This window comes from Pseudomonas sp. 14P_8.1_Bac3, assembly GCF_025466085.1.
Classification (GTDB): domain Bacteria; phylum Pseudomonadota; class Gammaproteobacteria; order Pseudomonadales; family Pseudomonadaceae; genus Aquipseudomonas.
This window is the reverse complement of the sequence record NZ_JANLOD010000064.1, coordinates 22747-35812: the sequence shown is the minus strand read 5'-3', so window position 1 is coordinate 35812 and position 13066 is coordinate 22747. Positions and strand designations below refer to the sequence as shown.

10 protein-coding genes are annotated in these 13066 nt (G+C 62.2%); 3 read left to right on the top strand and 7 right to left on the bottom strand.

Annotation, left to right across the window (positions count from 1 at the left end; all coding sequences use genetic code 11):
- The first annotated feature begins 128 nt into the window (after positions 1–128).
- Genes NTD84_RS19950 through NTD84_RS19940 form a run of 3 tightly spaced genes read left to right on the top strand, consistent with a single transcriptional unit; the run spans position 129 to position 5346 of the window.
- Positions 129–1232 (top strand): efflux RND transporter periplasmic adaptor subunit, encoded by a 1104-nt coding sequence (locus tag NTD84_RS19950; protein ID WP_262168942.1) that lies wholly within the window; start codon positions 129–131, stop codon positions 1230–1232.
- Positions 1229–2296 (top strand): efflux RND transporter periplasmic adaptor subunit, encoded by a 1068-nt coding sequence (locus tag NTD84_RS19945; protein WP_262168940.1) that lies wholly within the window; start codon positions 1229–1231, stop codon positions 2294–2296. Before NTD84_RS19950 ends, NTD84_RS19945 begins: the two co-directional genes overlap by 4 nt.
- On the top strand, positions 2293–5346 hold the full coding sequence (locus NTD84_RS19940; protein WP_262168938.1) for an efflux RND transporter permease subunit: 3054 nt from the start codon (positions 2293–2295) through the stop codon (positions 5344–5346). Before NTD84_RS19945 ends, NTD84_RS19940 begins: the two co-directional genes overlap by 4 nt.
- A 119-nt stretch (positions 5347–5465) precedes the next feature.
- Here NTD84_RS19940 and NTD84_RS19935 read toward each other — a convergent pair whose 3' ends face one another.
- From NTD84_RS19935 to NTD84_RS19905, 7 genes are all read right to left on the bottom strand, one after another.
- Complete coding sequence (locus tag NTD84_RS19935) at positions 5466–6092, bottom strand: class I SAM-dependent methyltransferase (RefSeq protein ID WP_262168937.1); 627 nt, start codon at positions 6090–6092, stop codon at positions 5466–5468.
- A 157-nt stretch (positions 6093–6249) separates the two neighbouring features.
- The gene (locus tag NTD84_RS19930) at positions 6250–6894 is read right to left on the bottom strand and encodes a methionine ABC transporter permease (RefSeq protein WP_262168934.1); all 645 of its coding nucleotides are present in this window, start codon (positions 6892–6894) and stop codon (positions 6250–6252) included.
- Positions 6884–8005 (bottom strand): methionine ABC transporter ATP-binding protein, encoded by a 1122-nt coding sequence (locus NTD84_RS19925; protein ID WP_262168932.1) that lies wholly within the window; start codon positions 8003–8005, stop codon positions 6884–6886. Before NTD84_RS19925 ends, NTD84_RS19930 begins: the two co-directional genes overlap by 11 nt.
- Positions 8006–8007: 2 nt before the next feature.
- Positions 8008–8817, bottom strand: coding sequence for a MetQ/NlpA family ABC transporter substrate-binding protein (locus NTD84_RS19920; RefSeq protein ID WP_262168930.1), 810 nt, complete (start codon positions 8815–8817; stop codon positions 8008–8010).
- 119 nt (positions 8818–8936) lie between these two features.
- Positions 8937–10295: an LLM class flavin-dependent oxidoreductase gene (locus NTD84_RS19915; RefSeq protein ID WP_262168929.1), complete on the bottom strand. Its 1359-nt coding sequence runs from the start codon at positions 10293–10295 to the stop codon at positions 8937–8939.
- The gene (locus NTD84_RS19910; protein WP_262168926.1) at positions 10295–11488 is read right to left on the bottom strand and encodes an SfnB family sulfur acquisition oxidoreductase; all 1194 of its coding nucleotides are present in this window, start codon (positions 11486–11488) and stop codon (positions 10295–10297) included. The genes NTD84_RS19915 and NTD84_RS19910 overlap by 1 nt, the downstream gene beginning before the upstream one ends.
- 23 nt (positions 11489–11511) lie before the next feature.
- A complete protein-coding gene (locus tag NTD84_RS19905) occupies positions 11512–12753 on the bottom strand; it encodes an SfnB family sulfur acquisition oxidoreductase (protein WP_262168924.1) in 1242 nt (413 codons plus the stop codon).
- Positions 12754–13066 lie beyond the last annotated feature (313 nt).

Sequence of the window (13066 nt, the reverse complement as noted above, 5' to 3'; positions counted from 1 at the left end):
GCACCGGGTCCCCTTCGGGAGCAGGCCCGTTCCTGCAGAGTGCGGTGCAAACTGGCACCTATTGAACCCTGTTCTAAGCTCACAGTCGTATCGCCATTGGCACGTCTGTACAACGCAAAGGAGTCTGCATGGCTGGTCCCGGATTGAAAAGAGTTGTTGGCCTGAGTCTCCTTGTCCTGTTGAGCGCTTGCGGCGAAAAACCCCAGGTCGAAAAGGACCGCCCGCGGGTGTTCGTGCAGGCCGTCAAACCGGCCGCTTACGCCGCGTCGGTGACGCTTACTGGCGACGTGCAGGCGCGCGTGCAGACCGAGCTGTCGTTCCGGGTCGGCGGCAAAATCATCCAGCGCGCGGTCGATGTCGGGGATCGTGTCTCGGCCAGACAGGTGCTGGCCAAACTCGACCCGAAAGACCTGCAGACCAATGTCGACTCGGCCCAGGCCCAGGTCACCGCCGAGCAGGCGCGGGTCAAACAGAGCGCCGCCGCCTTCGTGCGCCAGCAGAAACTCCTGCCCAAGGGCTACACCAGCCAAAGCGAATTCGACGCCGCCCAGGCGGCATTGCGCAGCAGCCAAAGCGCGCTGACGGCCGCCCAGGCGCAACTGGCCAACGCGCGTGAGCAACTGAGCTACACCGCGCTGATCGCCGATGCGCCGGGGATCATCACGGCACGCCAGGCCGAAGTCGGCCAGGTGGTACAGGCGACGATGCCGATTTTCAGCCTTGCCCGCGACGGTGAGCGGGACGCGGTATTCAATGTCTACGAATCGTTGCTGGCGGAGGCACCCGATGACAAAAGCGTCGTGGTCAGCCTGCTCGGCAACCCGGCGATCAAGACCACCGGCACCGTCCGGGAAATCACCCCGGCGGTGTCGGCGCAGACCGGCACGGTGCAGGTCAAAGTCACCCTCAACGGACTGCCGGAAGGCATGCAGCTCGGCTCGGTGGTCAGCGCCACGGCGAAGATACCGGGCAAATCCGCGATCGAGCTGCCGTGGTCGGCGCTGACCAAAAACCTCAGCGACCCGGCCGTATGGCTGGTGGACGACGACGGCAAGGCGCAGCTGCGCACGGTCACGGTCGGGCGCTACCTGACCGGTAAAGTGATCATCAACGACGGTCTGAAGGACGGCGAAAAAGTCATCATCGCCGGCGGCCAGTTGCTGCACCCCGGCGTGAAGGTGGAAATCGCCGAAGACACCTACAAGGATCTGGCCGAAGGGGTTCAGCCATGAAGCGTCTGCTACTGGTTGCCGCCAGCCTGATGCTGGCGGCCTGCTCGGACAAGGAGCCACCACCGGAACCGGTGCGCCCGGTGCTCTCGGTCAAGGTGCAGGCGCTGAATGAGGAAACCCTCGGCCGCTTCGCAGGCAGCATTCAGGCCCGTTACGAAACCAATGTCGGTTTCCGCGTGCCGGGGCGTATCGCCAGCCGGAACGTCGATGTCGGCGCCGAAGTGGAGAAGGGCGCCTTGCTCGCCACCCTCGATCCCACGGATCAGCAAAACCAGCTGCGCTCGGCCCAGGGCGATCTGGCAAAGATCCAGGCGCAACTCATCAATGCCCAGGCCAACGCCCGGCGTCAGCAGGAGCTGTTCGACCGTGGGGTCGGGGCACAGGCGCAACTGGACATCGCCCAGACCGATCTGAAAACCACCCAGGCCTCGCTCGATCAAGCGAAAGCGGCGGTCGATCAGGCCAAGGATCAACTCGGCTATGTCGAACTGCGCACCGACCACAAAGCCATCGTCACCGCGTGGAACGCCGAAGCCGGGCAAGTGGTGACCGCCGGCCAGCAAGTGGTGACCCTGGCGCAGCCAGACATCAAGGAAGCGGTGATCGACCTGCCCGACACGCTGGTCGATCAGTTGCCGACGGACGTGGTGTTTCAGGTCGCCGTGCAACTGGACCCGAGCATCACCACCACCGCCATCGTGCGTGAGATCGAACCCCAGGCCCAGAGCGCGACGCGTACCCGCCGCGCGCGCCTGACGCTGACGGACACCCCCGCCGGCTTTCGCCTGGGCACCGCCATCAGCGTCACGCTCAGCTCCGCGATCAAACCGCGGATTGAACTGCCGCTGACGGCGTTGCAGGAGGTCGATGGCAAGGCGCGAATCTGGATCGTCGATCCGCAAAGCGCCACGGTGTCGCCCCGCGATGTCAGCCTGGTCAGCCGCACCGATTCGACCATGATCCTGGCCAGTGGCGTGAAATCCGGCGAACGCGTAGTGAGCGCTGGTGTGAACAGCCTGAAGCCTGGGCAGAAAGTAAAAATCGATGAGGACAGCCCACAATGAAAGGGAGTTTCAACTTATCCGAATGGGCCCTCAAACATCAGTCCTTCGTCTGGTATCTGATGTTCGTCGCGCTGCTGATGGGTGTGTTCTCGTACATGAACCTGGGCCGCGAGGAAGACCCGTCGTTTACCATCAAGACCATGGTGATCCAGTCCAGATGGCCTGGCGCGACCCAGGAAGAAACCCTCAAGCAGGTCACGGATCGCATCGAGAAAAAACTCGAAGAGCTCGATTCCCTCGACTACGTGAAAAGCTACACCCGCCCCGGCGAGTCCACGGTGTTCGTGTACCTGCGCGACACCACCAGCGCCAAGGACATCCCGGAAATCTGGTACCAGGTGCGCAAGAAGATCAACGATATTCGCGGCGATTTCCCCAAAGGCCTGCAAGGGCCGGGGTTCAACGATGAATTCGGCGATGTGTACGGTTCGGTGTACGCGTTTACCGCTGACGGTTTGTCGATGCGCCAGTTGCGCGACTACGTCGAGCAGGTGCGCGCCGAGATCCGCGAAGTGCCGGGCCTGGGCAAGGTCGAAATGGTCGGCGAGCAGGATGAAGTGCTGTACCTGAATTTCTCCACGCGCAAACTGGCGGCGTTGGGCATCGATCAGCGTCAGGTCGTGCAGAGCCTGCAATCGCAAAACGCAGTAACGCCGGCGGGGGTGATCGAGGCCGGGCCGGAACGGATTTCGGTGCGCACGTCAGGGCAGTTCGCCTCTGAGAAAGACCTGGAAAACGTCAACCTGCGGCTCAATGATCGTTTTTATCGCCTGGCGGACATCGCCGAAATCAGCCGCGGTTATGTCGACCCGGCGACCCCGGAGTTCCGCTTCAACGGCCACCCGGCCATCGGCCTGGCCATTGCCATGAAGAAGGGCGGCAACATCCAGGAATTCGGCAAGGCCCTGCACCAGCGCATGACCGACCTGACCGCCGACCTGCCGGTGGGCGTCGGCGTGCACAACGTGTCCGACCAGGCCGCCGTTGTGGAAAAAGCCGTTGGCGGCTTCACCAGTGCCCTGTTCGAAGCGGTGGTGATCGTGCTGATCGTGAGCTTCGTCAGCCTCGGCGTGCGTGCCGGGTTGGTGGTGGCCTGCTCGATTCCACTGGTGCTGGCGATGGTCTTCGTGTTCATGGAATACAGCGGCATCACCATGCAGCGGATTTCCCTCGGCGCGCTGATCATCGCCCTCGGCCTGCTGGTGGACGACGCGATGATCACTGTGGAGATGATGGTCACGCGCCTGGAAATGGGTGAAACCAAGGAGCAGGCGGCCACGTTCGCCTACACCTCGACCGCGTTCCCGATGCTCACCGGTACGCTGGTGACCGTCGCCGGTTTCGTGCCCATCGGCCTCAATGCCAGCTCGGCGGGCGAGTACACCTTCACGCTGTTCGCGGTGATTGCGGTGGCGATGCTGGTGTCGTGGATTGTCGCGGTGTTGTTCGCCCCGGTGATCGGTGTGCACATCCTCAGCGCCAATGTGAAACCGCACAACGCTGAGCCGGGCCGCATCGGCCGCGCCTTCAATTACGGCATGCTCTGGTCGATGCGCAATCGCTGGTGGGCCATCGGCATCACCATCGCCTTGTTCGTGGCGTCGGTGTATTCCATGCAGTTCGTGCAGAACCAGTTCTTCCCGTCCTCGGACCGACCGGAGATTCTCGTCGACCTGAACCTGCCGCAAAACGCCTCCATCAACGAAACGCGCAAGGCGGTGGACAAGCTCGAAGCGACGCTCAAGGACGACCCGGACATCGTGCGCTGGAGCACCTACATCGGTGAAGGCGCGATCCGTTTCTACCTGCCCCTCGACCAGCAATTGCAGAACCCGTACTACGCGCAACTGATCATTGTCAGCAAAGGCCTGGAATCGCGCGAAGCCCTGAGCCAGCGTTTGCGCGAACGCTTGCGCAAAGAGTTCGTCGGCATCGGCAGTTACGTCCAGGCCCTGGAAATGGGCCCGCCGGTGGGCCGGCCAATCCAGTACCGGGTCAGCGGCAAGGACATCGATCAGGTCCGCAAACACGCGATTGCCCTGGCCACCGAACTGGATAAAAACTCGCACATCGGCGAGATCATTTATGACTGGAACGAGCCCGGCAAAGTCCTGCGCATCGACATTGCCCAGGACAAGGCGCGGCAATTGGGGCTGTCGTCGGAGGACGTGGCCAACCTGATGAACAGCATCGTGGTCGGCGCGCCAGTGACCCAGGTCGACGACGATATCTATCTGATCAACGTCGTGGGCCGCGCGGTGGACGCGGAGCGCGGCACGCCGGAAACCCTGCAGAACCTGCAGATCGTCACGCCGAGCGGCACCTCGATCCCGCTGCTGGCCTTCGCCACCGTGCGCTACGAACTGGAGCAACCGCTGGTGTGGCGGCGCGACCGCAAGCCGACGATCACCATCAAGGCGGCGGTGCGCGATGAAATTCAGCCAACCGATCTGGTCAAGCAACTGAAGCCGACCATCGACCAGTTCGCGGCGTCGTTGCCCGTGGGTTACAAGGTCGCCACCGGCGGTACGGTCGAGGAAAGCGGCAAGGCCCAGGGGCCGATTGCCAAAGTCGTGCCGTTGATGCTGTTTTTGATGGCGACCTTCCTGATGATCCAGTTGCACAGCGTGCAGAAGCTGTTCCTCGTTGCCAGCGTCGCGCCGCTCGGATTGATCGGCGTAGTGTTGGCGCTGATCCCCACAGGCACGCCGATGGGCTTCGTGGCGATCCTCGGGATCCTGGCGCTGATCGGCATCATCATCCGCAACTCGGTGATCCTGGTGACCCAGATCGATGCTCTGGAGAAGGAGGGGCTGGGCCCGTGGGATGCGGTGGCGCAGGCCACGGAACACCGGCGCCGACCGATTCTGCTGACCGCCGCGGCGGCGAGCCTGGGCATGATCCCGATTGCCCGGGAAGTGTTCTGGGGACCGATGGCCTACGCGATGATTGGCGGCATCATTATCGCAACGTTGCTGACGCTGCTGTTTTTGCCGGCGCTGTATGTGGCCTGGTACAAGATTCGCGAGCCGAAGAAAGAGGCGCAGTAAACGCGAGCGCTTCGCGCTCTATTCGCGAGCAAGCCCGCTCCCACAGGGTTCAGCGCAATCCTTGTGGGAGCGGGCTTGCTCGCGAAGGCATCAGCCCAAACGACACAAATCTGAAGGCTTCACACCTTGCGCCAGACACTGGCCAACCAAGGCTGCTGCTCCCGCGGCAGCCCCGCCGGCCGGTAGTAATGCTCCAGCTCGACAAACCCGGCGGCGGTCAGCATTGCCTGCCACGCCTGAAGATCGTGATACGCCCCGTACCGTGGCCCGTTCCAGCCTTCCTGATTCTCCCCGCGCGGGTTGGAGCTGAACAACACGCCGCGTGGTTTCAGCGTCCCGTGCAATTGCTTTAATACCCGTGGCAATTCCTGACGCGGAATGTGGAACAGCACGGCATTGGCAAAGATCCCGTCGAAGCGTTCGGCCGGCAGATCCAGCTGGAGAAAATCCTGCTGCCAGACTTCACAACCACTGTCCTCGCGCGCCATTTGCGCAAACTTTTCCGAGCCGTCGAGGCCGACAGCGGTGTGGCCCATGCGCGTGAAGGTTCGCAAGTCGCGGCCCGGCCCGCAGCCAAAATCGAGAATGTCGAACGGCGCCTCGCCCTGGATATGTCGCAGCAGCGCGTCGATGTTCTGGCTGACATCGTGGTCGCGCGTCCCTTCGCGAAAACCTTCGGCCACCGAGTTGTAATGGCCCAGGGTGGTGGAGGTGATCTGCTTGAGGTCGTCGGGGGTCTGTTTCATGGCAGGCTGCGCAGGCAGTTGGGATTTGCCGAATATACGCCATCAGGTCGGGTGCTGCTGCGCCGCCATTCGCGAGCAAGCCCGCTCCCACAAGGGCGGCGCTGACCCTGTGGGAGCGAGCCTGCTCGCGAAAGCGCCACCACTGACAGCCGATGACTCAACGCTTATTCAACCCCCGCGCCAAGCGATCCCCGCCGAGCTGAATCACCGCCACCAACACCACCAGCAGCACAATCACCGTCAGCATGATCTGGCTATCGAAACGCTGATACCCATACCGATACGCAATGTCCCCCAGCCCACCCGCACCAATCGCCCCGGCCATGGCCGACGAGTTGATCATCGTCACCAACGTGATCGTGAAACCACCGACGATGCCCGGCAACGCCTCCGGCAGCAGCACATGCCAGACGATATGCCAGCGCCGGCAGCCCATGGCCTGTGCCGCCTCGATCAAGCCGAAATCGACCTCACGCAAACTGACCTCCGCGATCCGTGCAAAAAACGGCGTGGCCGCAATCGTCAGCGGCACCACGGCCGCCCACACGCCGTACGTGGTGCCGACGATCAGGCGGGTGAACGGAATCAACGCCACCATCAGAATCAGGAACGGAATCGAGCGGAACAGGTTCACGAAGGCGCCCAGCACGCGGTTCAGCGTCGGCGCTTCGTAGATGCCACCCTTGGAGCTGGTCACCAGGATCACCGCCATCGGAATGCCCGCCAGCAGCGCGATCAATGACGACACGCCGACCATCAAGAACGTGTCGATAAAGCCTTGCAACAAGCGATCAAACCACATAACCCAATACCTCCACCTGTTGCGCCCATTGCGCGGCACGCTGATGCAGTTCTTCGGCGCTGTGCGACGAGCCGGCCACTGCCAGTAGCAATTGCCCCAACGCATGGCCCTGGATCCGTTCCACACCCCCTTGCAGCAAACGCACACGGCCGCCGAGCGCGGCGAACAACGCCGCCAAGTCCGGTTCGTCAGTGGCGCTGCCGGTGAATTGCAAACGCAGGACCACGGCGGCGTCCGACGACTGTGGTTGCGCCTGGAGACGGCTTTGCAGCTCTTCCGGCAACGCGTGTTGCAACGGCGCGAGCAAGGTTTTGCTGACCTCGTGTTGCGGATTGCCAAAGACTTCCCACACCGGGCCTTGCTCGACGATACGCCCGTGCTCCAACACCACGACGCGGTCGCAAATGTCGCGGATCACTGCCATTTCGTGGGTGATCAACACGATGGTCAGGCCCAGGCGCTGATTGATCTCGCGCAGCAGGCCGAGGATCGATTGCGTGGTCTCCGGGTCCAGCGCCGAGGTGGCTTCATCGCACAGCAAAATCGCCGGGTCATGCACCAGCGCACGGGCGATGCCGACGCGCTGTTTCTGCCCGCCGGACAGCTGCGCGGGGTAGGCCTTGTGCTTACCTTGCAGGCCGACCAGCTCCAGTAATTCGCGGACTTTCTGCTCGCGCTTTTCCTTCGGCACGCCAGCGACTTTCAGCGGCAACTCGACGTTCTGCCACACGGTCTTGGCCGACATCAGGTTGAAGTGCTGGAAGATCATGCCGATGCGCCGGCGCAGGGTCACCAGTTGGTCTTCATTGAAATGACCGATGTCCACCTGATCGATCAGCACGCGCCCCGTGCTCGGTTGCTCGAGACGGTTGATGGTGCGGATCAGTGACGACTTGCCAGCGCCGCTGCGGCCGATGATGCCGAACACTTCACCGCGCTGGATCGCCAGGTCGATGCCGTGCAATGCGGCCACCGGGCCTTGCTGGCCGTTGTAGGTTTTGCCCAGGCCGATGAATCGTACGTGCGCGCGATTGAGCTGCGGGTGCAGTTCGGTCTGGTCAGCTTTTTGAGGCTCTGGAATTTCCAGTCGCCATTGGGTGGCTGCCGTCATCCTCAGCTTTCCCAGCCGGCTTGATAGAGCTTGCCGTGAGCTTTATCCAGGGCGGCGCGCACAGCCGGCGAATGCTGGTAGATGTCGACGAACTTGATCAGGCGCGGGTCGGTTTTGCTCTTCGGCTGGATCACGAACTGGATCACGTATTCCTTGTGGTCGAGCCCATCGAACAGCAACGCGGAACCCGCATCGAAGGTCTTCGCCAGACGGATATAGGCCGGGTAGCCCTGCACCAGATCGGCGTCGTCATAAGCGCGCACCAGTTGCACGGCTTCGACCTGAAGGATTTTGATTTTCTTCGGGTTGGCGATGATGTCTTCTTCGGTGGCCTTGTAGCCGACACCCGGTTTAAGCGTGATCAGCCCGGCCTTGGCCAGCAGCTGCAAGCCGCGACCGCTGTTGATCGGGTCGTTGGCGATGGCGACGCTGGCACCTTCAGGCAGCTCGTCGAAGCTTTTGTATTTCTTCGAGTAGAGGCCGACGTTGTTGATGATCCCCGGCGCGAACGGCACCAGGTCAAAACCGGCGGCGGCCTTGGCATTTTCCAGGAACGGCACGTGCTGGAAGTAGTTCACGTCGATGTCGCCGGCCGCGAGGCTGACGTTCGGCGCGATCCAGTCGGTGAACTCGACGAGCTCGACCTTCAGGCCTTGTTTACCGGCTTCTTCGACGGCGGCTTCTAGCGGGATGGCGAAGGCGGCGGTGGTGCCGACTTTCAGCGGCGCGTCGGCGGCGAAGGTGATGGAGCTGAAAAGGCCGAGGGCCAGGGCCAGTGCTTTGACTGGGTGAGAGAGGTAGTGCTTGGTCATGATGGTTATTCCAGTCAGTGCATGAATGTGTGGTGCTGGGTTGGGCCTCATCGCCAGCAAGCTGGCTCCCACAGTGGGAACTCATTGCAACTGTGGGAGCCAGCCTGCTGGCGATGCTGTTAATGCCGGTAGGAAGAACCGGTATGTTGCTCAGGCAAATGCGCCTCGCCATGAAACAGCTTCTCCCGCAGGCTGCCTTCGTCATAAGCCGTCTTGTACGACCCACGCCGCTGCAACTCCGGAATCACCAGCTCGATGAAATCCACATAGCTTTCCGGCGTGACGATCCGCGTCAGGTTGAAGCCATCCAGCCCGGTTTCGGCGATCCATGATTCCAGTTCGTCCGCCACCTGCTCAGGGGAGCCCACGACGGTGATGTAGCGGCCACCGAGGGCGTGTTGTTCGAGCAATTTGCGGCGGGTCCAGTCGTTGTTCTGCAGGTTCTTGGTGGCCGACTGGATCGCGTTGCTCTTCACGTACTGGATCGGTTCGTCGATCGCGTACTCGGAAAAATCGATCCCGGTCGAGGCCGAGAAGTGGGCGACGCCGGCCTCGGCGCTGGCGTAGCTCAGGTACTCGGCGTGCTTGGCCCAGGCCAGTTCCTCGGTGGCGCCGACAATCACGTTCAGGCCCATGAACACCTTGATGTCTTGCGGATTGCGCCCGGCCTCAACGGCGCTGGCGCGGACCTTGTCCACCTGGACCCGGGTCGACGGTTTGTTCTGGCCACTGATGAACACGCACTCGGCGTGGCGCCCGGCGAACAGCAAGCCGCGCTCGGAGCTGCCGGCCTGGAACAGCACCGGCGTGCGCTGCGGCGAAGGTTCGCAGAGGTGATAACCCTCGACCTTGTAGAACTCGCCCTGGTGCTCGACCTTGTGCACTTTGTCCGGCTGCGCGTAGATCCGCTGCTGCGGATCGTTGAGCACCGCGCCGTTCTCCCAGCTGCCTTCCCAGAGTTTGTAGAGCACTTCGAGGTATTCGTCGGCCTGGTCGTAACGACGGTCGTGTTCCACCTGTTCACTCAGGCCCATGGCCTTGGCGGCGCTGTCGAGGTAACCGGTGACGATGTTCCAGCCGACCCGTCCGCGACTCAGGTGATCGAGGGTCGACATGCGGCGGGCGAACAGGTACGGCGGCTCGTACGTCAGGTTGGCGGTGAGGCCGAAACCGAGGTTTTTGGTGACCGCCGCCATCGCTGAAACGAGCAACAGTGGATCGTTGACCGGTAACTGGATCGATTCTTTCAACGGCACGTCCACCGAATTCTGGTAGACGTCGTACACGCCGACGATGTCCGCGATGAACAACCCGTCGAACAAACCGCGCTCCAGCAACTGCGCCAGCCCGGTCCAGTATTCGATGGTTTTGTATTGCGTCGAAGTGTCCCGCGGATGCGTCCACAAGCCATGGTTGATGTGCCCGATGCAGTTCATGTTGAACGCATTGAGCAGGATCTTCTTTTTCGCGGCGCTCATCAGATGGTCCCTCGCAACGGAGGGTTTTCATCGTTGAGGTAGTAGTTGCCCACGGCGTGATACTTCCAGCGTACCGGGTCGTGCAGTGTGTGCACCCGCGCGTTGCGCCAGTGGCGATCGAGGCCGTGTTCGATCAGGGTGGCCTGGCTGCCGGCGAGTTCGAACAACGTGCTGCCGGCGGCGAGGGAGATGTCGGTGCTGATGGCGCGGGCCTCGGCGACGGCAATCGAGGCCGCGGCGACGGTTTCGGCGTTGGGCTCGGCTTGCGCTTTGTCGAGAAATTCGCCGGAGCGTTCCAGCAAGGCCTCGGTGGCGTGCAGACGAATGCTCAAATGGCCGAAAGTCTTGAGGGTCAACGGATCTTCGACAGCCTTTTCATGCGTGGCGTCGATCCACGGCCGGGTTTTGGTCCGGACAAAATGCAGCGCGTCTTCATACGCCGCACGGGCGATGCCGGTGTCGATCGCGGCGTGAAGGATCTGTGCCAGCGGGCCAACGGTTGTCGGGCGTTCGAAGGCGCTTTGAAACGGAATCACGTCTTCGGCGCCGACGTAGACGTCTTCGAACACCACCGAACCGCTGCCGGTGGTGCGCTGGCCGAAGCCGCTCCAATCGTCGATGACGGTCAGGCCCTTGCTGTCGCGCGGGACAAAGGCGAGTTGCTGCACGCCGTGTTCATCCACCACCGAGGTCGGGATGCGCTGCGCGTAGATCGCCCCCGTGGCGTAGAACTTGCGGCCGTTGATGCGATAGCCGTCACCGTCGCGAGTCAGACTCGTGGTGCGGTCGTGGGCGGTTTTTGTACCAAGTTCGGCAAGGGCATTGCCGAAACGCTGACCGGCCAGCACCTCGGCGTAGAGACGTTTTTTCTGCTCGGCGCTGCCATTCACGCGCAGCACTTCGAGCGCGTAAAAATGGTTCTGCGGAATTTGTCCCAGAGAGCCGTCAGCCTGGGCGATCAAGGCGATCACTTTGGCCAGGGTGACATTGGAAACGCCAGCGCCGCCGTACTCCTTCGGCACACTGATGCCCCATAGACCGGAGCGGGAAAATACTTCCAGTTCCGGGTACGGCAAACGTCGCTCGCGGTCGCGCAGGGCGCTGTCGCGTTTGAAATCGTCGGCCAGGTCACTGGCGACAATCAAGGCTTGCTCATCGCTGGTGATGACCGCGACGTGGTGGGAAAAAGTCATGGGTTTCTCCAGATGTCTGGTCGTCAGATCCAGGAATGGCGAGCGGGCAGCGTGCCGTTGAGGTGATAGGCGCCGACCGCGTGATATTTCCAGCGCACCGGGTCATGCAACGTGTGCACGCGGGCGTTGCGCCAGTGGCGGTCGAGGTTGAATTCGGCGAGGGTGGCGCGACTGCCGGCCAGCTCGAAGAGTTTTTCGCTGGCCAACAGCGAGATCTCGGTGGTCAGCACCTTGGCTTCCGCCACGGCGATCGAGGCACGCGCAGCGGATTCGGCGGTGAGCGGCGCAGCTTCGACCTGATCCAGCACCTGCCCGGCCTTGCGCAATAGCGCTTCGGCGGCATGCAGTTCGATTTTCAGTTTGCCGATGTCGGCGATCACATAGAGGTCATCGCTGGCGCGGTCGACCTTGGCATCGATCCAGGGACGTGCGCGGGTTTTCACGAATTCGATGGCGTCGTCGATGGCGCCGCGGGCGATGCCGGCGTCGATGGCCGCTTGAATCAGTTGCGATACGGCGCCCTGGGTGTTCGGCTTGTCGTTGATCCTCCAGTTATCCACCACCAGCTCGGCATCGACTCGCACGTTGTTGAGCAGAATGGTGCCGCTGGCGGTGGTGCGCTGGCCGAACCCGGACCAGTCGTCGACGATGCGCAGGCCCGGCGTGCCGCGCCGCACGAACGCCAGCACTTGCTTGCCTTCGTCGTTCAGCGCCTTGACCGCGACCCAGTGGGCGAACAGTGCGCCGGTGGAATAAAACTTTTGCCCGCTGATGACAAAACCGTCGCCATCGGCGGTGATCCGCGCCTTCAGCTCCAAGGTGTTTTTGGTGCCGCGCTCAGGCCCGGCATTGCCGATGCGCCAGCCGTCGAGCACGCTTTTGAACAGCTGCTTTTTTTGCGCTTCGGTGGCGCTGCCGAGCACCAGGTTAAGGATGCCGAACTGGTTCTGCGGGATCTGCCCCAAGGCCGGGTCGGCCGCGGAAATGATCGCGAACACCTCGGCCAGGGTGACGAACGACACCTGCGGGCCGCCGTATTCGCGCGGGATGGCAATGCTGCCCAGGCCGCTGCGGGTGAACTGTTCGATTTCCGACCAGGGCAGCTTGCGCTGCTGGTCGCGTTTGGCGGCTTGCAGGCGGGCGGCGCGCGCCAGCTCATGGGCGGCGTTGATCGCTTGAGCGTCGTTGCGCAAGACCTGCGCGGGCAACAACAACGGGGCCACGTCCAGATCACTCTGGAGGATTGCTTCTGCCAGACTGGACATATCAGTGCCGCTCCTTGGCTGCACGCAATGCCCTGGCGATCTGCACTGGGGTGATTGTGTTCCGGACCATACCTACCTCACATCTCATGAAACGCCGCGAACGTGGCGACGAAGTAAAAACAAGAATGTCCGGTGGTCCGGTTTATATACCCTAAGCGTGTATAAAAATTAAATAAACTAACTTTTAGGAATATGAATAGAAGTGTGTCGCCACGAACTGTTGGCAGAGAAACAGTTGTTTCTGGAGCAACAGCTGAAGGGGGATTTGACCCCTGTAGGAGCGAGCATGCTCGCGATGGAAGACGAAACACCG

What these genes read in the sequence shown, in the direction of transcription:
- NTD84_RS19925 (WP_262168932.1), bottom strand. Translation starts at nt 8,005, where the DNA reads ATGACGGCAGCCACCCAATGGCGACTGGAAATTCCAGAGCCTCAAAAA.
- NTD84_RS19905 (WP_262168924.1), bottom strand. Translation starts at nt 12,753, where the DNA reads ATGTCCAGTCTGGCAGAAGCAATCCTCCAGAGTGATCTGGACGTGGCC.
- NTD84_RS19915 (WP_262168929.1), bottom strand. Translation starts at nt 10,295, where the DNA reads ATGAGCGCCGCGAAAAAGAAGATCCTGCTCAATGCGTTCAACATGAAC.
- NTD84_RS19945 (WP_262168940.1), top strand. Translation starts at nt 1,229, where the DNA reads ATGAAGCGTCTGCTACTGGTTGCCGCCAGCCTGATGCTGGCGGCCTGC.
- NTD84_RS19950 (WP_262168942.1), top strand. Translation starts at nt 129, where the DNA reads ATGGCTGGTCCCGGATTGAAAAGAGTTGTTGGCCTGAGTCTCCTTGTC.
- NTD84_RS19935 (WP_262168937.1), bottom strand. Translation starts at nt 6,092, where the DNA reads ATGAAACAGACCCCCGACGACCTCAAGCAGATCACCTCCACCACCCTG.
- NTD84_RS19920 (WP_262168930.1), bottom strand. Translation starts at nt 8,817, where the DNA reads ATGACCAAGCACTACCTCTCTCACCCAGTCAAAGCACTGGCCCTGGCC.
- NTD84_RS19930 (WP_262168934.1), bottom strand. Translation starts at nt 6,894, where the DNA reads ATGTGGTTTGATCGCTTGTTGCAAGGCTTTATCGACACGTTCTTGATG.
- NTD84_RS19910 (WP_262168926.1), bottom strand. Translation starts at nt 11,488, where the DNA reads ATGACTTTTTCCCACCACGTCGCGGTCATCACCAGCGATGAGCAAGCC.
- NTD84_RS19940 (WP_262168938.1), top strand. Translation starts at nt 2,293, where the DNA reads ATGAAAGGGAGTTTCAACTTATCCGAATGGGCCCTCAAACATCAGTCC.